This is a genomic window from bacterium Scap17, assembly GCA_013376735.1.
Classification (GTDB): domain Bacteria; phylum Pseudomonadota; class Gammaproteobacteria; order Pseudomonadales; family Halomonadaceae; genus Cobetia.
The window spans coordinates 1,347,554-1,368,402 of record VINJ01000001.1; the positions used below are offsets into that span (position 1 = coordinate 1,347,554).

The following is a 20,849-nucleotide window of genomic DNA, read 5'->3' on the forward strand; positions in this document are numbered from 1 at the left end:
GGGATGGGCGTGGGGAAGAGATGCAGCGAGTGATCATGCGGGCTGGCTGGACCATCGTCGGTCTACTGGCCGCCGGTGCAATGGCGGTGGTCGGGCTCAACCTCTGGGTCGTGATGGCAACGCACGATCGCATTGCCACGTCACCGCTGACCTGCCAGAGCCGTGAGGTGGGGATCGTGTTCGGCACCTCACACGGCCTGGTGGGCGGGGGCAGCAATCCACACTATCAGGCACGTCTCGATACCGCCGCCCAGCTCTACCGCCTGCGCCGCGTCTCCAACCTGCTGCTCTCGGGGGACAACCGCACGCGTTACTACAATGAGCCGATGACCATGTGGCGTGACCTGCGAGCACGCAACGTGCCGCAGGAGTTCATGACGCTCGATTACGCGGGCTTCTCCACCTTCGATACCCTCGTGCGAGCGCACAAGGTCTTCGGTGTCGATGAGGCGGTGCTGGTCACCCAGCCGTGGCATTTGCCGCGTGCACTGTTCATCGCCGATGCACTGGGCCTGGAGGCAGTGGGTTGCCCGGCCATCTCCGAACGCCAGCCGCCGGGGCTCAAGCTGATGCTGCGCGAGTGGCTGGCCCGTGCGGCGACAGTGGGAGACCTTTACCTGTGGGGGCGCAAGCCGCGCTTTCTCGGGCCGCAGGAGACGCTGCCGACGCCGGTCTTGTCATCGCACTCATCATCGCAGCCCTCATCATCTCACTCCTTGGACAAGCCCGTGTCACCGGCGGCGGACTCGGTGGCTGCCGGAGTAGGGCAGCAGGCCACTGCCAGTCGTGATGTGGCGGATGCAGAGAATGCTGCCGACACGCCGGACCCGCATGCCCTCGCGTGTCAGGCACAGGCAAGCCTGCTGGCCAGTCTGCCCGAGGTGAAGCAGGCACTGCTCCAGTGGCTGCCTGTCAGATCTGATGCGAACTAGCCGCGTGTCGGCTTCGCCAGACGCACAGGGTCAACACGAAGACGCCCCGCACTTCCTTTGGAAGGCGGGGCGTCTTGCGTTCACGGCCTGGCGGCGGATATATGGCTAGCCGGCGCGGCGGCGGGCGGCCTGACCTGTCTGGTGACGGTACAGCTCGCGGATCAGATGGCGGCAGTTGTGGAAGATGCCTTCCAGTACCTTCTCCATGCTGTCAGGCAGCGGATGCGTGAAGGCGGTCGAGCAGGCCTGCATCAGGACGCGTTCCTGTTCGAGCAGCTCGTTGATCAGCACCTGATTGTCATTGCCGACGATGCTCTTCAGGCGACTCCACAGCCACATGTAGTCATCGCGCTCGACATCGGCGTCGCGCGGCATCAGGCTCAGATGCTTGCGTGTCTCGACTTCCAGGGCCTGTTTGAGCTCGACACGGCTCGCATAGAAGGGCTCGAAGGCCTCCAGGAGCGCGGGACGCAGCCGTTCGGCGTTATCCTCGAAATAATCAAGACTGTCTGCCAGGGCTTCCTGGACGCTATCCATCGCCACCTGGCGATTGTCGAGAAACATGGGCGGTCACCTCCTCCGTCAGAAGAGATTGTGCGGGTGAAAACAGTGTTTTTCTACCCCTGAAGGGCAGAAAGTCAGGATATTTATTCCCGCACTGTCAATCCCTGCAGTTTACGACAATACAATGACGTTCTGGTGACGATCATCGTTGCCTTCAGACGCTGTCCTTGCCCTGTTTCCATCGCTCCCGCTTGTCCACACGCGGCCATCAGACCCAGAGACGCCAGGTGTGCCGTCATGACGACCTGCCCCCTTGGTCGAGCGTTGCGCGTTAAGTCCTCAGCCCTCAGCCCTTGGGCTTGGGCGGAATCTTCTTGGCCGGCGCGGCGGACTTGGCGATGTGATCGATGATCAGACCGGCGATGTCCTTGCCGGTGGCCGTCTCGATACCCTGCAGGCCCGGCGAGGAGTTCACTTCCATGATCACCGGGCCATGATTGGCGCGCAGCAGGTCGACACCGGCGACGGACAGGCCCATGGCCTTGGCGGCGCGAATGGCGGTGGAGCGCTCTTCCGGCGTGATGCGGATCTCGCTCGCGGTGCCGCCACGGTGCAGGTTGGAGCGGAACTCGCCATCGGCCGCCTGACGCTTCATTGACGCCACCACCTTGTCACCCACCACCAGGCAGCGGATGTCGGCGCCACGCGCTTCCTTGATGTATTCCTGCACCATGATGTTGGCTTTCATGCCCATGAAGGCCTGGATCACGCTCTCGGCGGCCTGGTTGGTCTCGGCGAGTACCACGCCGATGCCCTGGGTGCCTTCCAGCAGCTTGATGACCAGCGGCGCACCCTTGACCATGGTGATCAGGTCGGGGATGTCATCCGGCGAATGCGCGAAGCCGGTGACCGGCAGGCCCAGCCCCTTGCGCGACAGCAGCTGCAGGGAGCGCAGCTTGTCGCGTGAGCGGGAGATGGCCACGGAATCATTGACCACGTAGGTGCCCATCATCTCGAACTGGCGCAGCACGGCGCAGCCATAGAAGGTGACGGAGGCACCGATGCGCGGCACGACGGCATCGAAGTGCTCGATCTCGGCGCCCTTGTAATGGATGGACGGGCGGTGCGAGGCGATATTCATGTAGCAACGCAGCGTGTCCACCACGCGCGCGGTGTGGCCACGTGCCTCGGCGGCCTCGATCAGGCGACGGGTGGAGTAGAGGCGTGAGTTACGCGACAGGATACCGATATGCATGAAATCCTCCGGAGCCGAATGGGCCAGACAGAGATGGGAATGAATCAGAAGACGACTGACGTGAAGCCCGTCAGGAGGCGTGGTGTTCGTCGGTGAGGCCTTTACTGTCTCGAGGCGTTACGCGATAGCAGGTGGCACCGGCGCCAGCGTCTTGAGGCGAGATGCCGCAGCATGCCGCCGCGCGCACGGCCGATACCGTCAGGGTTCGCCGTGCAGATAGGCGGCGCCCGGTGCGACCAGCAGGCGACGCAGGGCACGGCGCCCCAGCAGAATGGGGTGACGCATCTGGGAGCGGTCCACCAGCGTCATGTCGATATCGTAGTCGAGCCCGGCCAGCTTCATGCGCGAGCGGATCGCGTAGCGCCACTCGGCCTGACCATTGGATGAGCGCACGCGGCGGCGATCATGCACCGGCGTCTCGATCGTATGCGGCGGGGAGTCGCTACCGCCGGTCCGGGTGATGAAGCGAACCCACAGATCATCGTGCTGCTCGAAGACCTCGATACTCTCGGCATGCAGCGCACTGGAATGCGCACCGGTGTCGATCTTGGCATTGAGGTGCAGCTTGAGCTCCGGCAGCTCGATCAACTCACGCCGACCCACCACGCCACGCGGGCGAAAGCCCAGCAGGTCATGATTCAGTGTCTTGAGATCGAGGGGCGGTGCCTTGTCGATGTGATGACGCGAAATGTGCTTGTGATGCGACATGTTTCTTCCTTAATCAGAGGGCGTGAGCGAAGCGGGCAGCGGCTCACGGCATGAAGACACCGGGCAGGCGCGGCACAGCGTAATGTGCGTTGCCGGCCTGGCGGGGTAATGGCCAGGCGGGCGCGCAGCATAGTCACTTGACGCACTGACAGCAATCCTTGCTGAAGCCTCTTTTTTCGCGTCACGCAGCGGGATATGACGGTGGCGCTGACTGCACCCGGCAAAACCGCCCAGGGCACGCGGTCATGGCACGCGGTCATGGCACGCGGTGATGGCGCGCTTTCATCGCCGCCAGACGCCTCTCTTGCGGGCGTCGGGCAAGTCCCCCACGGTCACAGGCGCGGGTGACGTCGTGCCGGTGGCGCGTTGCCGCGCGCCCTGTTCACCGGTGCTGATCAGCCCCGATGCCATGCCTTGAGCAAGTGTCCGATCAAGTGTCTGTTCGAGTGTCGTGGGTTAAGCGCATGATCTCAAGCACTGTCACCTGCGGGCATGCCCGGCGTCAATGACGCGGGGCAGGATTGCCGGTATCGGCTTGGCGGGTCAGGGCGGCAAGCGCCTGACCCAGCGGGCTGTCCGCGCTTGCATTGCGCAGCGTCATCAGCACCGGCAGGCGCAGACGCGGAATCAGGGCGAGGTCGCGTGCCAAGGCGGCGAAGTTGGCCTGCGGGCAACTGGCCAGGCGGGTCAGGAAGGCCGGCAGACGTTTGGCATCTTCCAGATGGGCGTAGCCGCGCGCAGCGATCGCGACCAGCACGTCGACATTGACGGCCTCGTCGTCGGCCAGCAGGGCATCGATCCACTCCGCCGCCGCAGGCCGTGGGCTGGCGCCGGCGGCCCGCAGGCAGGCGCACAGCGTCTCCAGATCCCCCAGGTCACGTGCAGCCTGGCCACGTGCGATCAGGGCGGAGAGCAGCTCGGTCTCGTATTCCTCCGGCAGTGGGGCGGCCAGCTGGGAATGGGCGGGCGGTGCCTGCTCCAGACACAGCGCGATGGCGCGCAGCGGTGTATCCGGCAGGTCAGCCAGACGCTGCACGAAGGCGGCCGCAAGCTCGCTGGACAGCTCGCCGCGCCGTGTCAGCACGTCGGCGATGCCCTGCAGACCGAGTGACGGCCAGTCATCCAGCGGTAGCTGGGCGGTGAGATACTGCTCGGAGAGCTCGTAGTACTGGCTGGCAGGGCGGTCGCAATCGAGGCTGGCGCGGGCGTGCAGCATGGCGCGCAGGCTGTCGTCCGGCGTGAAGGCCAGCGGATTGTCCTGCATCAGGTTGTCGATCTTGCCGGCCTCGGCCTGCTGGAGATCAGGCCGGCCGACGGTCAGTGCCGTCTGACCCAGCGTCGTGATCAAGCGCTCGAGGAAGGCGTCGCGTTGCGCGGGAGACAGACGACCTTCCTCATCCAGTGGCAGGGCCAGAAACCACACCAGCGGATCGTCGAGTCCGGCCGGACGGAACACGCATGCCAAGCGTGCCTGGCCCTTGAAGGGCTGCTCCCACGGCTGCTGTTCGGTCTCGAAGGCTTCCAGTTGCTCAAGGCTGAGCGGGGCCAGGGTGCGACCCAGGTGATAAAGGTGCAGCTCGGCGCCGGTGCGTGTGAAGAAGTTGCTCAAGGAAGAGAGAGGAGTCATGAGGCTCACCACGGCTGTGTCTCCGCCACGCCTTGGCGTGGTGGAGAACGGAAAAAGGAGTCTTGTCGAGCACCATTGCCAGGCGCGGCACGTGTCGTTGAGTGACAGCTGCCGGCGCGTGACATGTGCCTGAGCATGTCTGGAATGGCAGCGACTTTAGCGATTCACCGGCTGTCATGCCACCCGCTGGCGTGTGATGATGGCCAGAGGGAAGAGAGCGACCTATGTCTATTATGGCCGCTCTTTCGGCCCGTGATGGCTTGACAGATGACGCGGTACCTCAAGCGCCGCTGCGCGTTTTGCAGGTTGATGATTTTTTGATCAATTTTCGTCATCCCACGGCTGGCGCGGCTTGCAGCGTGACCAAGACGGGTTATCCACAGCATCGTCCACGGATGGCGTGAATAACTGTCATCCGCTTGTCGTCAGGCTGACATCCAGCGCTGCAGCTAGCCCAGACGGCATCACTGGCCCGCCAAGACAGGCGTGCTAGAATCGCGACCATTGACAGAATTGCTGTCTTATTCCTTATGGTTATGTACTTAAGGGATGAAATGATTGGGAATGCGGGTCAGCCCCGTTATCCTATACAACCAAATCACATATAAAAGGCTGTGCTTATACCTGTTCTGTCGCCTCGCTATCCATTACCCATGGGATATCGGCGCCAGTCCGGCGGTAAAGGCCCAGTCTTGCGATCCACGAGGAATCCCATGCGCCAATCACGTTCGCTCGCAGCTGTCTTCTCTTCTACCGCTCTCAAGGGCGCCGTGATGGCTGCCGCGCTGGGCGCGACCACTCTGGGCAGCCTGGCGGCACAGGCTGACACCCTCAAGGTCGGCATGTCGGGCGGCTATTTCCCGTTTACCTTCGTCAAGCAGGACAAGCTGCAGGGCTTTGAGGTGGATGTCCTCAACGCCGTCGGCGAGATCACCGGCGATGATGTCGAATTCGTGACCATGAGCTTCTCCGGCCTGATCGGCGCACTGGAAGCCGGCCGCATCGATACCGTGGCCAACCAGATCACCATCACCGACGCACGCAAGGCCAAGTTCGCCTTCACTCAGCCTTACGTCTACGACGGGGCTCAGGTGGTCAAGCGTCGCGGCAATGACGAGATCACCGGTGTCGAGTCCCTCAAGGGTCACAGCGTGGCGGTCAATCTGGGCTCCAACTACGAAGCGCTGATGAAAGAGCTGCCCTACGCCGACCAGATCGACATCAAGACCTATGAGTCCAACATCGAGCAGGACACCGCTCTGGGGCGTGTCGATGCCTTCGTGATGGACCGCGTCAGCGCAAGTCAGGTGATCCAGAAGACCCCGCTGCCGCTGGAGCTGGCGGGCAAGCCGTTCTCGCGTCTCGAGAATGCACTGCCGTTCCGCAAGGACGCCGAAGGCGAGGCCAAGCGTGACCAGGTGGATGCCGCTCTGACCGAGCTCAAGGAAAATGGCCGTCTGGCCGAGATTTCCAACAAGTGGTTCGGCAACGACATCACCACGCCTTGAACAATGCCCGCTGCGCCCTGATACAAGGCGCATGCAAGGAAGTCAGGTGACAACGGGGTGACGGCTTGACCGTCGCCCCGTTGTCGTCATGTCGATGGGTGTCTTTCCAGACTCTCAGCCAAGCCCTCAGTCTGTCCGGATGACGAATGGATATTCTCAATATCGATTACATGCTTGGCCTGTTGCCGGTCATGCTCAAATACCTGCCACTGACACTCAAGATGGCCTGTATCGGCATGCTGGCCGCGCTGGTGCTGGCCTCGCTGTTGGCGGTGGTGCGGGTGCTCAAGGTGCCGGTGCTGAATGCGCTGACCATCGTGTTCATCTCCTTCTTCCGTGGCACACCGCTGCTGGTGCAGTTGTTCCTGTTCTATTACGGCCTGCCGCAGGTGATGGCGTTCCTGACCCAGATCGATGGCGTCACCGCGACGATTCTCGGCCTGACGCTGCATTTCGCGGCTTACATGGCCGAGTCCATCCGCGCCGCCATCGTCGGAGTCGATCGCAGCCAGACCGAAGCGGCGCTGTCGATCGGCATGACCAATGTCCAGCTGATGCGGCGCATCGTGCTGCCTCAGGCGGCCCGGGTGGCGGCTCCCACGCTGATGAACTACTTCGTGGACATGATCAAGTCCACGTCGCTGGCCTTCACGCTGGGGGTGACCGAGTTGATGGGCGCGACTCAGAAGGAAGCCGCCAGCAGCTTCCTGTATTTTGAATCCTTCATCATGGTGGCCATCGTCTACTGGGTGATGGTGGAAGGGCTGTCCTTCGTGCAGCGCTGGATGGAGAAACGTCTCAACAAGGCCTATCAGCGATGATTGCAGTCAGAAACCTGATCAAGAAATTCGGCGGGCAGGCGGTGCTCGATGGCATCACTCTGGAAGTGAAGCAGGGTGAGATCATCGTCGTCATCGGCCCTTCAGGCACCGGCAAGTCGACACTGCTGCGTTGCATCAACTTCCTCGAGCAGCCCGATGCCGGCGAGATCCAGATCGGTGAGCGCAAGGTCGAGGCCACGCATGCCAGCCGTCAGGACATACTGGGCCTGCGTCGCAGCAGTGCCTTCGTGTTCCAGAACTATGCGCTGTTCGCCAACAAGACGGCGCTGGAGAACATTGCCGAGGGCCTGATCGTCGTCAACGGCTGGCCCAAGGCCAAGGCGCATCAGCGAGCGCGCGAGATTCTCGAGCGTATCGGAATGAGCGAGAAGGCGGACGCCTTCCCGGCGGCTCTGTCCGGCGGTCAGCAACAGCGTATCGGCATCGGGCGCGCCATGGCCGCCCAGGCCGAGGTGATCCTGTTCGATGAGCCGACCTCGGCGCTGGACCCGGAATGGGTCGATGAGGTGCTGGAGCTGATGAAGCAGCTGGCGGTCGAGCGCCAGACCATGATCGTGGTCACCCACGAGATGCAGTTCGCGCGGGAAGTCGCCGACCGCGTCATCTTCATGGAAGGTGGGCGTATCGTCGAGCAGGGGCCGCCGAGCCAGCTGTTCAGTGCGCCGAAGGATGACCGCACGCGCGCCTTCCTGCGCAAGGTGCTGGATGAGGTGCCGCCACAGTGCGCCGAGGGCATCTGATATTGCTCGGTTGAGGTCATGACCCTCAGGTCACGTGAGATAACGCCTCGGGCAGCACCTGCGACAGACACAACGGCCACCGTGATATCCATCGCGGTGGCCGTTGTCGTTTCTCTGGCGGTGATCATTGATCCGCTTCTGATGTTGCCGGGCGCGTTCAGGGCGACCTTTCATAGGGTCTAGGATCATAGGGGCGCAAGTGGTGGCTAGCCGTGGCGGGGCATCGAACGCACCTTGTCGAAGGCTTCCTGAAGCGCCATCGAGACGCGCTCTTCCAGCAGCTCCTGCTCGGCGGGCGCCATGTAGAACGCCATGTCGACGTCATGGCGGATATAGCGGGGCGCCAGCTGATTGAGCGCGATGCAGGCCACGTCTTCGCGGCTGTCGACATCCATGGTGTGGCTATCGGGGTGCAAGCGCAGCTGGTCGAGCACCAGCTGCTCCATGTAGTTGTGTACGCCTGCGCTTTCCATGTGTATTGCCTCCTGGTGATGGGGGCTATCTCCCATGCAGGGCCGTGCCCCCTGACATGTCGATCCCTTCAGTATGCTCATCAGTCTATTCATCCGAGCTGACTCTCTGTGACGCTCTCCCTCCCGCACGCCAGCACGGTTGCTGGCGGCGGTACAGCAGGCGGCGGAGTCTTTGGATGTCGCCTGCCGCTCAAGGCCTGTCAGCCGGTCAGCAGGCGGGTTTCCGCCTCTTCAATATGATCAGCCAATCCCGATAATACCAGTGTATCGCCACACGCCAGCATCAGGTCGCCGGTGGGTTCTTCCAGGTTCTCGCCACTGGCGCGCACCACGCGTGAGACGAGAATGCCACACACTTCCGGCAAGGCGATGTCGTCCAGCCGTCGGCCACAGGCCCAGGCATCGGCGGTCAGCGTCAGCGGATGACGCCGCAGCAGCGGGTTGCCGCGTTTGTCGGTCAGCTGGGACTGCTGTCCATGGAAATAGCCATGCAGCATGCTGTAGCGCGCCTCACGTGCATTCTGGATCGAGCGCGCCACGCGTCGGAAGGGCACCTCGAGATTGACCAGCACATGCGAGACCAGCATCAGCGAGCCCTCGAGCACCTCGGGAATCACCTCGGTGGCCCCGGCAGCCTTGTAGGTCTCGAGGTCCGCGTCATCCTGGGTGCGCACCAGCACCTTGAGGTTCTCGAGTTCCAGCGGCTGGATGGAACGCAGTATGGCCAGCGCATGCGAGAGCTGATTGACGGTGATCACCACCTGACGGGCGCGCTCGATACCGAGTGCGCGCAGGATTTCCAGACGCTGCGCATCGCCGAACACCACCGGCTCACCGGCGCTGGCGGCCTCGTGGACGCGGATGGGGTCGGCATCGATGGCGATCCACTCAAGCTTCTCCTGCGTGAGAAATCTCCCCACCGTCTGGCCGACACGCCCGAAGCCGCACACGATGACATGGCCGCTGAGCGGGGCGGTGGCGGCGCTCAGCTCCGCGGTGGTGTGCGGGTTCTCCTGGGTGGGCGTGGTGGAGCGGCACAGGCGACGCGTCAGTTGCTGGTTGTGGCGAATCAGGCTCGGCGTGACCACCAGCGAGCCGATGATGATCGCCACCACCAGGCCCACGGTCTCGTTGTCCATCAGGCGTTGCTGACTGGCCAGTGCCAGCAGCGCGAAGCCGAATTCGCCGCCCTGGGACAGCACCAGACCAGTGCGCAGCGCGCTGTCCAGCGGGCGGCCGGAGAGGCGCGCCAGTCCGGTGATCAGCAGTGCCTTGGTCGCCAGCAGGCAGGCCACGCCGATGACGACCCAATACCACTGGGCCAGCAACACCTGCGGGTCCAGCAACATGCCCACCGAGACGAAGAACAGCCCCAGCAGGATGTCGCGGAAGGGCCGGATGTCGGCCTCGATCTGATGGCGGAAGTGGCTCTCGCCCAGCATCATCCCGGCCAGGAAGGCGCCCAGCGCCATCGACAGGTGCAGGCTGTGGGTCAGCCAGGCGGAAAACAGCGCCACCAGCAGCACGGTGAGCACGAACAGCTCTTCCGAGCGCGCGCGCGAGATTTCCTGGAACACCAACGGCAGCACCCACTTGCCGATCATCAGCATCACCGCCACCAGCCCCAGCCCCTTGATGAGCATCAGGCCCAGGTCACTGAGCAGCCGGCTGCCATCACCGGCCATGGCCGGAATCAGGATCAGGAACAGCAGGGCGGCGAGATCCTGGAACAGCAGCACGCCCACGGCGGCGTGGCCGTGGGGGCTGTCCAGCTCATTCCAGCGCGCCAGTTCCCGCGTGACGATGGCGGTGGAGGAAAGCCCCAGCGCGCCGGCCGCGACCAGCGCCGCCGCTGGTGACAGGCCAAGCGCCGAGCCCAGCGCCCAGAACAGGCCACTGCATACCGCCACCTGACAGGCACCCAGCCCGAACACCGTGGTCTTGAGCGCGCGCATGCGCGGCACCGAGAATTCGAGGCCGAGCGAGAAGAGCAGAAATACCAGCCCGAATTCCGACAGGAAGGCGAGTTCTTCCGGGCGACCGATCCAGCCCGCCAGATGAGGGCCGACCAGAAAGCCGACCGCCAGATAGGCCAGTACCGGCGGCAGATGCAGGCGGCGGAACAGCGCCGCGGCCACTACCGAGGCTCCCAGCAGTATCATCACATCATTGAACAGCGTGTCTGCCATGCGGCCTCCTGGCCTTCGGTGAGCATCATCGGGATAATAGCGTGAATGAACCCTGCATGATTTGACGGAGGTCGCATGAATCCGACTGAACAACCCCGGGACGGCGAGATCGCCGGCAATCCCTACGACGAACTGCGCGCGCTGCTGGCACGTCTGGAAGCGACCATGAAGGCTGCCGACCTGTGGCGCATGGACACGCCATCCCCGCAGGCCTTCATGAGTGCGGAGCCATTCTGTGTCGATCGCATGGACATGGGCCAGTGGCTGCGCTTCGTGTTCATCGCCCGCCTGGATGCGCTGTGCGACGCCCGTGCGCCGTTCCCCGTCAAGTGTGAAGTGGCACCTGCCATCGAGGCCTGGCTGAAGGATGCCCGCCCCGAGCGCCGCGTGGCGATGACGGAAGTGGTTCGCGAGATCGACACGCTGGTCACGACTCACTGATTGTCTGGTAGGGAGGCTCATCTCGCACTGAGCCTCCTCTGCCCGACACTTTCCACTGAGCCTTTCGCGCGTGATGCTCTCGCATTGCGCCTCGAGACAACTGTCAGGAGCTTGCATGGCCTATTACTTCGCCTACGGCAGCAACATGAATCCGGCGCGTGTCGTGGCACGCATCGGCGAGACGCGACGGGCCGTGCATGGTTGGCTGGAAGCGCATCGCCTGAGTTTCGACAAGGCCTCCCGGGTCGAGGGTATCGCGCATGCCAACGTGCAGCCTGCGTCGGGCGAGCGCGTCGAAGGCGTGCTGTACGAGCTGCTCGAGGCCGAGCAGATCACGCTGATGGACCCCTTCGAAGGCCGCCCGCATGAATATGAGCGTTTCCTTCATCCCATCGTCACCCGCGAAGGCGTGATCGACGCCTGGGTGTATGTGGCGCTGCCCGAGCGCACCGCCGAGGGCCTCAAGCCGGCACGCGAATACCTGGAGCACCTGCTGGGCGGGCGTGACTTCCTGACGCCGGACTACTTCACGACGCTGAGCGGCGTCGAGGCCGTGCAGGGGCTGGATGACGCCACCCTGGCTCAGCTGGGCCTGTCGCGCACCACGCCGCGCTGACGGTCGCCTGCCACCTGCCGTGTGGCAACAAAAAGCCCGCCTCTCTTTGGAGAGGCGGGCTTTCGCGTTTCTGGCAACGCTAGGTGACGGATTGGCGTGAGCCTCAGTCCTCGGCGGCCAGTACCGGGTCCAGGTTCGTTTGATCACGACGGCTGGCCAGCATGCCGATGATCAGCCCCGCCAGCGCCGGCGCCAGCCAGCCCAGATTCATCGAGGCCAGCGGGAGCAGCGGCTCGATGCGGTGCGAGATGGCCATCAGCGAGTCGATGCCACTGGCTTCGAAGCCATCCAGCAGGCTGACCAGCAGCGTCAGGCCCAGAGTCCAGGCGAACACGCGCGGCGCATCGTGCAGGCGCGGACGCAGGTAGGACAGCAGCGTCAGCACCAGCACCAGCGGATAGAGCGTCACCAGTACCGGAATCGAGACGTTGATCAGGGTCGAGAGGCCAAGATTGGCGATCAACGCCGAGGCCACGGCCATCACGATCACCAGCAGGCGGTAGGGCACGCTCGGCAGCAGGCGGTGGAAGAACTCGCCGCAGGAGGTCAACAGGCCCACCGCGGTGGTCAGACACGCCAGGGTGATGACCAGCGCCAGGATCAGCTTGCCGGCATCGCCGAACAGTGCCTCGACGTAGACCGGGATCAGCTCGCCCTTGGCGGCTTCGCTGACCAGTGCATGGCTGGTGGCGCCCATGTAGGTCAGCGGCAGATAGACGGCGGCCAGACAGATGGCGGCGATGGCGCCGGCCCACAGGGTGTAGCGGGTCACGTCAGCGGTCGCGGTGATGCCGCGTGCCTTGATCGCCGAGACGATCAGGATGCCGAACACCATCGAGGCCAGCGCATCCATGGTCAGGTAGCCCTGCTGGAAGCCGGTCATGAACGGCGCCTCGGCCCACTCGGGGCTCACCGGCCCCAGCGGCCCCTGCGGGTCGATGATGGTGAACAGCGCGATCAGCGCCAGCAGCGCGATCAACAGCGGCGTCAGCCACTTGCCGACCACATCCATCAACTTGCCCGGGCTCAGCGCGATCAGCGTGGCGATGCCGAAGAACAGCACCGAATGCAGGGCCAGACCGCTCTGTGCCGACATGTCGATGAAGGGACGCATGCCCATCTCGAAGGCCACGGTGCCGGTGCGCGGAATCGCGAACATCGGCCCGATGGACAGGTAGATGGCGACGCCGAAGGCCGCGGCCGCCCACTTGGGCAACGGCGAGGTGATCTTGTCGAGGCCGCCGCCGATCACGGCCACCGCGACGATACCGGCCAGCGGCATGCCGACACCGGTGGCCAGAAAGCCCAGTGCCGCCGGCCAGAATTCGGCACCCGCGCCCTGGCCCACCTGAGGCGGGAAGATGATATTGCCTGCGCCCAGAAAGAGGGCAAAGGTCATGAAGCCCAGCGCCACGATATCGAGGCTGGAAAGTCGTGTTTTCACTATGACGTCCTACGGATTCAGCAGATGCGTTGCAGCAGGCGTCATCAGGTGACCGATGAGGTGGTCGGTCAGGCAAGAAGACGTGCCGAGAAGCCGTTGGCTAGCGACAGGGGTGGGTCACCAGCAGACCCGGGAGCAGCGGGGTAGTGTTGCGCGCGGGCCGAATGGCGAGATCAGGTTGACGGATTGTCGCCACCCTGATCTGACGCGGCGCATTATCGTTGATTTCACGTAGCAAGACAAAGCCACCAGCAAGCTATGCGGCAGTCTCACTGCGCGGCAGACGCTGGGGGTGGTAGTGGAATGAAGCTCGGCCAGTCGTCCGACACCACGAAGATGCGCCATTGCTGGCGGGGTGAGCTGGTGGTGGTCGGCTCGCCGGCAGGCGCCGCCACGCTGCGCTCCAACCACAGCTGGCGGGGGTGTTGATGCGTGCGCTGGCGGCTGTGCCGCTGAGCCGCCTCGTCTTGCTGAACCGGTTCGTCCGGCCTGAGGTCGTCAGCGGCGGCAGGTAGTACGAAGTGATCGCGCAGCCAGCGGTCCAGTTCATGCCATGGTTGTAGCGACGCCACGGGCGGGGCGGCCAGCCAGGCAGGTTTTTCCCTGACGCAGCCCAGCAGCGGGCCACCATGCATCGGGGAGGCCTCGAGGGTCTGACAGAAGGCAGCAAACTGGCTGACGCTTATCCACCAGCCGGCCTGGCGCGCACTCTCGGGATGGCAATGGCGGGGCGGGGGCAGCCAGTCGGCAGGCGCCTGGTCTGGCTGCCAGGGGCGAAACAGGCAACCGGGCAATGCCAGTTGCTGGCCTGCAAGCAGCGGGGCAGGTGGATCTTCTGCCAGCGGTGAGTTCGTCTCGCTCGCGCCTGCCTGTCTGGTCAGTGCTTGTCTGGCCAGTGCCTGGCTTATCGTCTGCTGTCCGCGCTCGGTATAGGCGAGGGGCAATTGATGCTTAAGGCTGCGCTGATACTTGATGGCGAGGCTGTCGGCGCCGCCGGGGCCTATCCAGCGTGCCGGACTGTCGGCCGCTTCAGGGCCTTCGGGCAGGCCGAGATAGAACTTGATCGCGACCTCCAGGTGCGTGGGCGCCGTGTCTCGCGCCGCCAGATAGAGCATGTCCAGCTCGCCCAGCGTGATCTTGCCCTGGGAAATCCTGAGGTTGTTGGCCAGCAGGCGACTGCCGGGTGCGTGTGCCAGCACGAATTGCCAGAGCAGCTCGTGGTAGTGGCCCAGGCGGTAGTGGCGGCGCTCATTCACGGCGGCCTCGAGCGCGTGGGGTGCCTGCTCCAGTGTCATCAGCCAGCGGTGGCGGACGCGATCATCCTCCAGCCCGAGTGCCGCCAGGGACGGGCGCGGATAACGCGCAAGCTGCAAGAGGTCCGGGGCACTCAGAAGCCAGGCGATATCCCTGACGCGCGGGTGACTGTAGTGCGTGCAGTCGCGGCGCAGGTCGCAGCCGGTCGCACAGGGGGAGTCCCCCCATTGGGCAAAAGGGGGCGATGACTCGGCTGCACCTGGCGATGCATGGGGCGGGGCTTCGGGCTCGATAGGCATGACATAAGTGTATCCCACGTCCGATGACGGTCGATAATGCGTGGTACTGTTAGAGCCTGGCTCTGTGTGAACCGAGCCGAGTGCTGCTTGCCGGCCGTGGTGTCACGCAGGCGCTTTTTCTCTCCCTCTATCTACTCCCTTCAATATTCCCTTCTCTACTCCCATTCTTTACTCCTCTGTCTTCTCGCTCCTTTTCCTCACTTGCCACTCTTTACGCCAGTTATTACGCCACCCTTTGCGCCAGCCTTGCGCTGCTCACACGACACTTTCTCGCCGCCTCGCCGCTTTCTCGACGGTCTTCCTACACGTTCTGCTGTCCGTCGCCGGTAATGCGACGGCTGTCTCCGAGCTGTCATCATTTTGACATCGTTGCGTGGGTCGCCTAAGCGATTGAAAACGTTGGGATTACTTCGCGTGGGGGAGTGAGGCGGCTTCAGTCCGGGTTGGAAGAGCGCTGAATTGATTCTATGAGAGAATCAATCCTGTTCCGGTGCGGGGATATATCCCACGGCTCCTGAGGTTCACAATGCCTTCCATCAACGTTGCAGCAAATATGCAGGGCCGATGAGGCGGTATTGACCTAGAGCTCTTGGTTGTCGAGCGACATGAATCTACTCGACATCAGTGGGCAAGGCGTCATCGACTGACAGTGTGAGGGGCAAGATCCACACCCTGAACAATCGGTCAATAAATATTCGTAAAGGTTGATGTGCACAATTTCTTGCTGCTGGACGCTGTTTTCAGGCGTCTCAGCCAAATCAAAAAGAAAAATACGCATTTTACTGTTTTTGTGGCATCCAGTTCTGCTGTGGCGACGTATAACTCATCAGCACAGCAAGACACACCCTGCAGCGTGCAGCATGTTCGACCAAGGTGGTGGGTGAGTCACTGTCTTCCTCAACCAACGTCGATAGTGATCTGCCAGGCCGAAGCGCCGCGCAAGGGGATGGCCAGCACGCAAACAAGAAATTCTTGCACTCTCCATGTTGTACAAGTCTTTCACAGAACCGCTGCAATAGCTTTATTGGTGATGAGAGGGGCAGGAGGGTCAGGCGCTGCGGAAGGAAATTCGTTTTCAGTAGCGTTGCTCAAAGAGAAACAGTGAGCTTCCAGTTGCACGGCTAGTTTGAACGCAGCATAAACATTAGTCTGTTAATCATCGAAGCGCAGCACGCAACACAGTCAGTGAAAGCCAGGGCCCGGACAGGGGTCAGCAAACCACTCCATCACTGACTGACAACGACTCAAAGCGGAAGCATCCGCACCAGGACCAGGAGATACACCATGAAAAACATTTCCCTCAAGACTCTGATCGCTACCGTCGCCATCGCCACTGCCAGCACCTCCGTATTCGCAGCCGACGATAGCCCTGCTGCCGTGCGCGTCCAGAACGCCATCAGCAGCCAGCAGATCATGGGCCAGACTCAGCCGGCTGCCACCAGCCAGCAGAGCTTCTCCGAAACGGGCATGAGCGTTGCTGCCGGTCGCGTTGAGCAGGCGCTCAATGCTGACCACATCCGCGGTGTCGATACCGCTGCCGTGTCCCAGGCCAACGCCACCGTCAATGATCAAGGCAAGAGCGTCGCCGCCAGTCGCGTTCAGCAGCACATCAGCGACAACGCCTGAAGCAGAGTGGTCACGCTGACAACTCAGTGACCCCCGAACAGCGCCTCACCTGACATTCGACCTTGCCCATTTCTGGAGAATCATCATGAAAACCCTGACTTCCCTGATCGCCGCCGCTGCCATTTCCATTGCTGCCACCGGCGTTGCCACCGCTGATGAAAGTGTTGCCGATGCCCAGGTGCGTGCCGCACTGAGCGAACAGGTCATCCACGGCCAGGCGCAGCCTGCCGCGACGCAGCTGAATGCTGCCGAGTCCGGCATGAGTGCCGCTGCCAACCGTGTCGAGCAGTCCCTGAACGCCGATACCATCAAGGGTGAACAGACGCACGCCGTCTCCCGCGGCCAGAGCCTGAGCAACGACAATGGCAAGAGTGTCGCGGCATCACGCTTTGAAGATGCGCTGAACGACAACGCCTGAGTCTGAAGGTCCTGATTCATGACCCCAGGACCACAGCAGTACTGATCTCCTTTTTATCTATTCGCTATTCACTTTTTCTGGAGTCATCTCATGAAAACCCTCAATGCCCTTATCGCCGCCGTTGCCCTGTCCGTGACCGCCACTGGCGTCGCCAATGCCGATAGCGTTGCCGACCAGCAGGTTCGCGCCAACCTCAGTGAATCCGTGATCCACGGTCAGGCCCAGCAGTCAGCCACTCAGCAGCAGGCCATCACCGATGCAGGCAAGAGCGTTGCAGCCAGCCGTGTCGAGCAGGCGCTGAACAGCCAGACCATCAAGGGCCAGCAGGCGCAGGTCACTCGCGACACCCAGCAGTTCGTCAATGATTCCGGCAAGAGCGTTGCCGCGTCACGTGTCGAGCATGCCCTGAACGACAACGCCTGATGCGTCGCGCCGTCACGCTGACGGCACCCAAGACAGACCCTGCTTGCGACCTGGCTGACCTGGTGGATGTTGTTGATCCGGTTGGCCCAGTTGACCCGACAAAAGATTTCACTGGAGATATCTCATGAAACTGCTCAATACCCTCATCGCCGCCACCGCGCTTTCCGTTGCTGCCACCGGTGCTGCCTTTGCAGACAGCGTCGCTGACCTTCAGGTGCGCTCTGCGCTCAGCGAATCCAGCATCCACGGCCAGGCTCAGTCCGCCGCCGCCGAGCAAGCCACCTTTGCCGATACCGGCATGAGCGTTGCTGCGGGCCGTGTCGAAAGCTCCTTGAACGATGTTGTGATCGAAGGTCAGCGCGAGACCTTGGCGTCCGACGCCCAGCAATTCGTCAACGATGCTGGCAAGAGCGTTTCCGCGACTCGCGTTCAGCATGCGCTGAGCGAAAGCGTCTGAGCCAGGTTGTCTAATTCAGATTGTCTGAGCCCCGCTCTGATTCGTGACTATGCATGGCAGCAATTGACTCTAGCGTCTCCGCGACAGGTGCCGTCATGAGCAGCAGCCGGAACGGAAGTAGTAATAGTAAGAGCTCGAAGACCCAGAACGTGAAAAAGCTAGTCGCTTAGCAGTGTCACTGAGAGTCTGGAGACATCTCGTCGCGAAGTGAAACGACAGTCAGATCCTTCCTGAAATGGCCGGTATCTGTCGGGAGTCATACCGCGCAGCGACGCCCCGTGGCTCATACGATGACGTAGAAGGGCCACGCCATGGGAAAACCTGAATAGCGTGCCATCGTAAGCCGCATCCTTGTGGGTAGTGCTTGTTGATGGTCTTTGATAATTGTTCACGTGGGTAATTTCAGTTATCAACTCTGATAGATATCCCGCCTGGATATACGCAGTACATGAAGTGATCAATGATGTGTCACTCCATGGCAACTCGATAGTGAAAATGAACGGAGGATAGAAAGATGATCAAGTCATTCATGACTCACGGTCTGGCAGCGTTTGCCCTCGCCATCAGCGGTCTGGCCAGTGCCGATATCAGCACTGATGACAGCAGTAACGTGCGATTCAATAGTGCTCAATCTCACGGCATTCACAGCGAAGTGCGTGATTACCAGAAGAGCGAAAAGCGCTACGCCGCAAATCCTGACATTCTGATCACCAGCCGTGGCAATGTGTTTGCCGATAGTGATGTGCATGGTGCAGTCGATATCGACGCTGACCATCGCTGAGCTTTCGATGCTGACGGTTCACACGACTCGGTTCACACGACTTCATGCCGCAAGTTGTCATTGCGTAACAATCGAAGCGCTGTGATTTGATTGCCGCTGATTGAATTACTATACACCGACGATCGAAGGCGTAGGCACTGATGCGCAAGCCAGTGACTACCGAAATTCAGGGAGAGCGAAAGGGAATATCCCAGACGTAGAGACACTTGGATAGTGAGCAGAACGCTTGAGCAAGGGCTTTGGGCCCCTCCACCATCCCTTTTAGAACGACCTGGTGGCAAAACCCTTTCTCAAACGCTTTCCTGTCCTGGGTGTCGCTGTCCCGACATTCATTGCCCGCCACCATGGCGGGTTTTTTATGCCCGGATTCCAGAAAGGCACAGCAAGTGGCTGGTCGACTCTGTGCATGTCGTCTTGCTTGGTGACCGCAATATGCTGAGGGTTTTCCAGATGATTCGTAAAGATTCATCGGCAGTTCACAGTATGGATGTCATGATGTATCACGGTTATTAAACGTTGTTGATTGCTGGCCTGCATGTCGGATATTTCGAGTCAGGATGCCATGATATCAATCAAGTGGAGGCCCATGATGGTGCGCGGAAAACTCAAGAAAGTGGCAGGTTCATTGATGTTGGGTGTTGGTTTGATGTCAGGGAGTGTGATGGCGGGTGATGTCGTCGAAAAGCCCAAGGTGCTGATCTTCGATGTCAATGAAACGCTGCTGGATCTTGCCTCGATGCGCAGTTCCGTCGGTGAGGCACTGGGGGGAAGAGAAGACCTGCTGCCTCTGTGGTTCTCGACCATGCTGCATTATTCTCTGGTGTCTACCGTGACCCGGGATTACCACGACTTCAGCCAGATCGGTGTCGCATCGTTGCGGGTGGTCGCGGAGAACAACGGTGTCGAACTGACGGATGAGCAGGCGAAGAAGGCCATCATCACCCCGTTGCTGACACTCCCGCCTCACCCTGATGTCAAGGAAGGTCTGGCCAGGCTGAAGGCTGAAGGCTACAAGATCGTCAGTCTGACCAACTCGTCCAACAAGGGCGTCCAGGCGCAATTCGAAAATGCGGGATTGCTGCCGTATTTCGATGCGCGCTACAGCATTGAAGATATCCAGATCTACAAGCCGGACCTGCGTTCCTATGAATGGGTGCTGGACAAGCTGGATGTCGAACCCGAGGAAGCCATGATGGTCGCGGCACATGGCTGGGATGTCGCCGGCGCCAAGGAGGCGGGCTTGCAGACCACGTTCATCGCCCGCCCGGGCAAGGCCCTGTTCCCGCTGTCAAAGCGGCCGGATCACGTCGTGAAGGATGTGAACGAACTGGCCGACATTCTGCAATAGCATCAGAACCCTTGATTGACAGACCCCTTGATTGACGGGTGCTGAAGATATTCTGTCATCATGGCGTTTATGGCATTGGTGAGGCTGGCGGGCGTCGAGTGACAGGGCAATTTGCCTGTTCAGGCTGAGATTGCCAGTCTCACCGCATGGCAGATGACGGCGTCAATGGTAGGCTGGGCGGCAATCCCCTTTTTACCAACCGGAGCTGAATATGAGTGACGCATCACAGCAGCATGGCCACCGTGCCCCTCAGATCATCGAGCCGAGCGCCCAGGCGGATGCCTGCGTGATCTGGCTGCATGGTCTGGGGGCTGACGGCAGTGATTTCGTGCCCGTGGTGCCTGCGTTGGGTCTGCCCGAGAATCACGGCGTGCGTTTCGTCTTCCCGCATGCGCGCGAACTGGCCGTGACCGTCAATGGCGGCATGCGCATGCCAGCCTGGTACGACATTCTCGAGATGAATCTCGGGCGGCGTGTCGATGAGGTGCAGCTGCGTGAATCCGCGGCCTACGTGCATGCCTTGATCGAGGAGCAGATCGCCCAGGGCATCGCCAGTGAGCGTATCATTCTGGCCGGCTTTTCCCAGGGTGGTGCGGTGGTCTATGAGGCGGCGTTGAGCTGCGAGCGCCCGCTGGGCGGCCTGCTGGCGCTCTCGACCTATTTCGCGACCAGCGCGACCATTGCGCCGAGCGCCGCCAATCAGGGCCTGGCCATCAGTGTCCATCACGGTACCCACGACGATATCGTGCCGCTGGCACTGGGCGAGGCGGGCGCCGAGAGTGCGCGTGCGCTGGGTCATCCGCTGGAATGGCAGACCTGGCCGATGGCGCACGCCGTGTGTCTCGAGGAAATCGAGGCGATCGGTGAGTGGTTCAAGGCGCGTCTGCTGGCCTGATCGACTGTCAGGAACGACTGTCAGTATCGACTGCCAGAGCAAAAACGCCGCTGACGAAGTGATTCGTCA

The 20,849-nt window shown here is 61.9% G+C and carries 22 protein-coding genes; 14 read left to right on the forward strand and 8 right to left on the reverse strand.

From position 1 onward, the window contains the following. The first annotated feature begins 20 nt into the window (after positions 1 to 20). The gene (locus tag FLM52_05860) at positions 21 to 932 is read left to right on the forward strand and encodes a sanA-like protein (protein NVN55319.1); all 912 of its coding nucleotides are present in this window, start codon (positions 21 to 23) and stop codon (positions 930 to 932) included. 105 nt (positions 933 to 1,037) lie between these two features. Here the strand turns inward: FLM52_05860 and FLM52_05865 are convergent, their stop codons facing one another. The 4 genes from FLM52_05865 to FLM52_05880 form a co-directional block, all read right to left on the reverse strand. Then, positions 1,038 to 1,496 (reverse strand): hypothetical protein, encoded by a 459-nt coding sequence (locus tag FLM52_05865; protein ID NVN55320.1) that lies wholly within the window; start codon positions 1,494 to 1,496, stop codon positions 1,038 to 1,040. 286 nt (positions 1,497 to 1,782) lie between these two features. Then, positions 1,783 to 2,691, reverse strand: a complete 909-nt coding sequence (rimK, locus tag FLM52_05870; GenBank protein ID NVN55321.1) for a 30S ribosomal protein S6--L-glutamate ligase — start codon at positions 2,689 to 2,691, stop codon at positions 1,783 to 1,785. Between the two features lie 198 nt (positions 2,692 to 2,889). Further along, positions 2,890 to 3,399 carry an ATP-dependent zinc protease gene (locus tag FLM52_05875; GenBank protein ID NVN55322.1) on the reverse strand — a complete coding sequence of 170 codons (510 nt, stop codon included), beginning with the start codon at positions 3,397 to 3,399 and terminating at the stop codon, positions 2,890 to 2,892. Positions 3,400 to 3,901: 502 nt separating this feature from the next. After that, positions 3,902 to 5,026 (reverse strand): DUF3549 family protein, encoded by a 1,125-nt coding sequence (locus FLM52_05880; protein ID NVN55323.1) that lies wholly within the window; start codon positions 5,024 to 5,026, stop codon positions 3,902 to 3,904. A gap of 224 nt (positions 5,027 to 5,250) precedes the next feature. On the opposite strand from FLM52_05880, the gene FLM52_05885 reads away from it, so the two are divergent. The 4 genes from FLM52_05885 to FLM52_05900 all read left to right on the forward strand — a co-directional run bounded on the left by FLM52_05885 (position 5,251) and on the right by FLM52_05900 (position 8,116). Then, complete coding sequence (locus FLM52_05885) at positions 5,251 to 5,430, forward strand: hypothetical protein (protein NVN55324.1); 180 nt, start codon at positions 5,251 to 5,253, stop codon at positions 5,428 to 5,430. Positions 5,431 to 5,739: 309 nt separating this feature from the next. After that, positions 5,740 to 6,534, forward strand: coding sequence for an amino acid ABC transporter substrate-binding protein (locus tag FLM52_05890; GenBank protein NVN55325.1), 795 nt, complete (start codon positions 5,740 to 5,742; stop codon positions 6,532 to 6,534). A gap of 146 nt (positions 6,535 to 6,680) precedes the next feature. After that, on the forward strand, positions 6,681 to 7,355 hold the full coding sequence (locus FLM52_05895) for an amino acid ABC transporter permease (GenBank protein NVN55326.1): 675 nt from the start codon (positions 6,681 to 6,683) through the stop codon (positions 7,353 to 7,355). Then, entirely contained in the window at positions 7,352 to 8,116 is a 765-nt protein-coding gene (locus FLM52_05900; protein ID NVN55327.1) for an amino acid ABC transporter ATP-binding protein, read from the forward strand. The genes FLM52_05895 and FLM52_05900 overlap by 4 nt, the downstream gene beginning before the upstream one ends. 206 nt (positions 8,117 to 8,322) lie before the next feature. Here FLM52_05900 and FLM52_05905 read toward each other — a convergent pair whose 3' ends face one another. Then, entirely contained in the window at positions 8,323 to 8,625 is a 303-nt protein-coding gene (locus FLM52_05905) for a competence protein ComFB (GenBank protein NVN55328.1), read from the reverse strand. Positions 8,626 to 8,789: 164 nt separating this feature from the next. After that, positions 8,790 to 10,778: a sodium:proton antiporter gene (locus tag FLM52_05910; GenBank protein ID NVN55329.1), complete on the reverse strand. Its 1,989-nt coding sequence runs from the start codon at positions 10,776 to 10,778 to the stop codon at positions 8,790 to 8,792. A gap of 75 nt (positions 10,779 to 10,853) precedes the next feature. Between FLM52_05910 and FLM52_05915 the strand changes: the two genes are divergently transcribed. Both FLM52_05915 and FLM52_05920 read left to right on the forward strand, forming a co-directional pair. Then, the gene (locus FLM52_05915) at positions 10,854 to 11,219 is read left to right on the forward strand and encodes a YqcC family protein (protein ID NVN55330.1); all 366 of its coding nucleotides are present in this window, start codon (positions 10,854 to 10,856) and stop codon (positions 11,217 to 11,219) included. A 115-nt stretch (positions 11,220 to 11,334) separates the two neighbouring features. Next, a complete protein-coding gene (locus FLM52_05920) occupies positions 11,335 to 11,835 on the forward strand; it encodes a gamma-glutamylcyclotransferase (GenBank protein NVN55331.1) in 501 nt (166 codons plus the stop codon). A 103-nt stretch (positions 11,836 to 11,938) separates the two neighbouring features. On the opposite strand, the gene brnQ is transcribed toward FLM52_05920, so the two are convergent. Both brnQ and FLM52_05930 read right to left on the reverse strand, forming a co-directional pair. Further along, the gene (brnQ, locus tag FLM52_05925; protein ID NVN55332.1) at positions 11,939 to 13,234 is read right to left on the reverse strand and encodes a branched-chain amino acid transport system II carrier protein; all 1,296 of its coding nucleotides are present in this window, start codon (positions 13,232 to 13,234) and stop codon (positions 11,939 to 11,941) included. Between the two features lie 314 nt (positions 13,235 to 13,548). Continuing rightward, positions 13,549 to 14,832 carry a DUF1853 family protein gene (locus FLM52_05930; GenBank protein NVN55333.1) on the reverse strand — a complete coding sequence of 428 codons (1,284 nt, stop codon included), beginning with the start codon at positions 14,830 to 14,832 and terminating at the stop codon, positions 13,549 to 13,551. Between the two features lie 1,284 nt (positions 14,833 to 16,116). Between FLM52_05930 and FLM52_05935 the strand changes: the two genes are divergently transcribed. The 7 genes from FLM52_05935 (at position 16,117) to FLM52_05965 (ending at position 20,780) form a co-directional block, all read left to right on the forward strand. Further along, the gene (locus tag FLM52_05935) at positions 16,117 to 16,458 is read left to right on the forward strand and encodes a hypothetical protein (protein NVN55334.1); all 342 of its coding nucleotides are present in this window, start codon (positions 16,117 to 16,119) and stop codon (positions 16,456 to 16,458) included. Between the two features lie 85 nt (positions 16,459 to 16,543). Beyond that, complete coding sequence (locus tag FLM52_05940; protein ID NVN55335.1) at positions 16,544 to 16,876, forward strand: hypothetical protein; 333 nt, start codon at positions 16,544 to 16,546, stop codon at positions 16,874 to 16,876. A gap of 90 nt (positions 16,877 to 16,966) precedes the next feature. Next, positions 16,967 to 17,299 carry a hypothetical protein gene (locus tag FLM52_05945; protein ID NVN55336.1) on the forward strand — a complete coding sequence of 111 codons (333 nt, stop codon included), beginning with the start codon at positions 16,967 to 16,969 and terminating at the stop codon, positions 17,297 to 17,299. Positions 17,300 to 17,423: 124 nt separating this feature from the next. Continuing rightward, positions 17,424 to 17,756: a hypothetical protein gene (locus FLM52_05950; GenBank protein NVN55337.1), complete on the forward strand. Its 333-nt coding sequence runs from the start codon at positions 17,424 to 17,426 to the stop codon at positions 17,754 to 17,756. Between the two features lie 514 nt (positions 17,757 to 18,270). After that, positions 18,271 to 18,537, forward strand: a complete 267-nt coding sequence (locus tag FLM52_05955) for a hypothetical protein (protein ID NVN55338.1) — start codon at positions 18,271 to 18,273, stop codon at positions 18,535 to 18,537. Positions 18,538 to 19,123: 586 nt separating this feature from the next. Beyond that, positions 19,124 to 19,885, forward strand: a complete 762-nt coding sequence (locus tag FLM52_05960; protein NVN55339.1) for a haloacid dehalogenase type II — start codon at positions 19,124 to 19,126, stop codon at positions 19,883 to 19,885. Between the two features lie 211 nt (positions 19,886 to 20,096). Next, positions 20,097 to 20,780 carry a carboxylesterase gene (locus FLM52_05965; protein NVN55340.1) on the forward strand — a complete coding sequence of 228 codons (684 nt, stop codon included), beginning with the start codon at positions 20,097 to 20,099 and terminating at the stop codon, positions 20,778 to 20,780. The last annotated feature ends 69 nt before the right edge of the window (positions 20,781 to 20,849 follow it).

Bases quoted from the DNA above. Each gene is read 5' to 3' on its own strand.
- brnQ (NVN55332.1), bottom strand. From the start codon at position 13,234: ATGACCTTTGCCCTCTTTCTGGGCGCAGGCAATATCATCTTCCCGCCT.
- FLM52_05865 (NVN55320.1), bottom strand. From the start codon at position 1,496: ATGTTTCTCGACAATCGCCAGGTGGCGATGGATAGCGTCCAGGAAGCC.
- FLM52_05945 (NVN55336.1), top strand. From the start codon at position 16,967: ATGAAAACCCTCAATGCCCTTATCGCCGCCGTTGCCCTGTCCGTGACC.
- FLM52_05895 (NVN55326.1), top strand. From the start codon at position 6,681: ATGGATATTCTCAATATCGATTACATGCTTGGCCTGTTGCCGGTCATG.
- FLM52_05910 (NVN55329.1), bottom strand. From the start codon at position 10,778: ATGGCAGACACGCTGTTCAATGATGTGATGATACTGCTGGGAGCCTCG.
- FLM52_05885 (NVN55324.1), top strand. From the start codon at position 5,251: ATGTCTATTATGGCCGCTCTTTCGGCCCGTGATGGCTTGACAGATGAC.
- rimK (NVN55321.1), bottom strand. From the start codon at position 2,691: ATGCATATCGGTATCCTGTCGCGTAACTCACGCCTCTACTCCACCCGT.
- FLM52_05860 (NVN55319.1), top strand. From the start codon at position 21: ATGCAGCGAGTGATCATGCGGGCTGGCTGGACCATCGTCGGTCTACTG.
- FLM52_05875 (NVN55322.1), bottom strand. From the start codon at position 3,399: ATGTCGCATCACAAGCACATTTCGCGTCATCACATCGACAAGGCACCG.
- FLM52_05915 (NVN55330.1), top strand. From the start codon at position 10,854: ATGAATCCGACTGAACAACCCCGGGACGGCGAGATCGCCGGCAATCCC.
- FLM52_05890 (NVN55325.1), top strand. From the start codon at position 5,740: ATGCGCCAATCACGTTCGCTCGCAGCTGTCTTCTCTTCTACCGCTCTC.
- FLM52_05965 (NVN55340.1), top strand. From the start codon at position 20,097: ATGAGTGACGCATCACAGCAGCATGGCCACCGTGCCCCTCAGATCATC.
- FLM52_05935 (NVN55334.1), top strand. From the start codon at position 16,117: ATGAAAAACATTTCCCTCAAGACTCTGATCGCTACCGTCGCCATCGCC.
- FLM52_05905 (NVN55328.1), bottom strand. From the start codon at position 8,625: ATGGGAGATAGCCCCCATCACCAGGAGGCAATACACATGGAAAGCGCA.
- FLM52_05880 (NVN55323.1), bottom strand. From the start codon at position 5,026: ATGACTCCTCTCTCTTCCTTGAGCAACTTCTTCACACGCACCGGCGCC.
- FLM52_05950 (NVN55337.1), top strand. From the start codon at position 17,424: ATGAAACTGCTCAATACCCTCATCGCCGCCACCGCGCTTTCCGTTGCT.
- FLM52_05955 (NVN55338.1), top strand. From the start codon at position 18,271: ATGATCAAGTCATTCATGACTCACGGTCTGGCAGCGTTTGCCCTCGCC.
- FLM52_05960 (NVN55339.1), top strand. From the start codon at position 19,124: ATGATGGTGCGCGGAAAACTCAAGAAAGTGGCAGGTTCATTGATGTTG.
- FLM52_05940 (NVN55335.1), top strand. From the start codon at position 16,544: ATGAAAACCCTGACTTCCCTGATCGCCGCCGCTGCCATTTCCATTGCT.
- FLM52_05920 (NVN55331.1), top strand. From the start codon at position 11,335: ATGGCCTATTACTTCGCCTACGGCAGCAACATGAATCCGGCGCGTGTC.
- FLM52_05930 (NVN55333.1), bottom strand. From the start codon at position 14,832: ATGCCTATCGAGCCCGAAGCCCCGCCCCATGCATCGCCAGGTGCAGCC.
- FLM52_05900 (NVN55327.1), top strand. From the start codon at position 7,352: ATGATTGCAGTCAGAAACCTGATCAAGAAATTCGGCGGGCAGGCGGTG.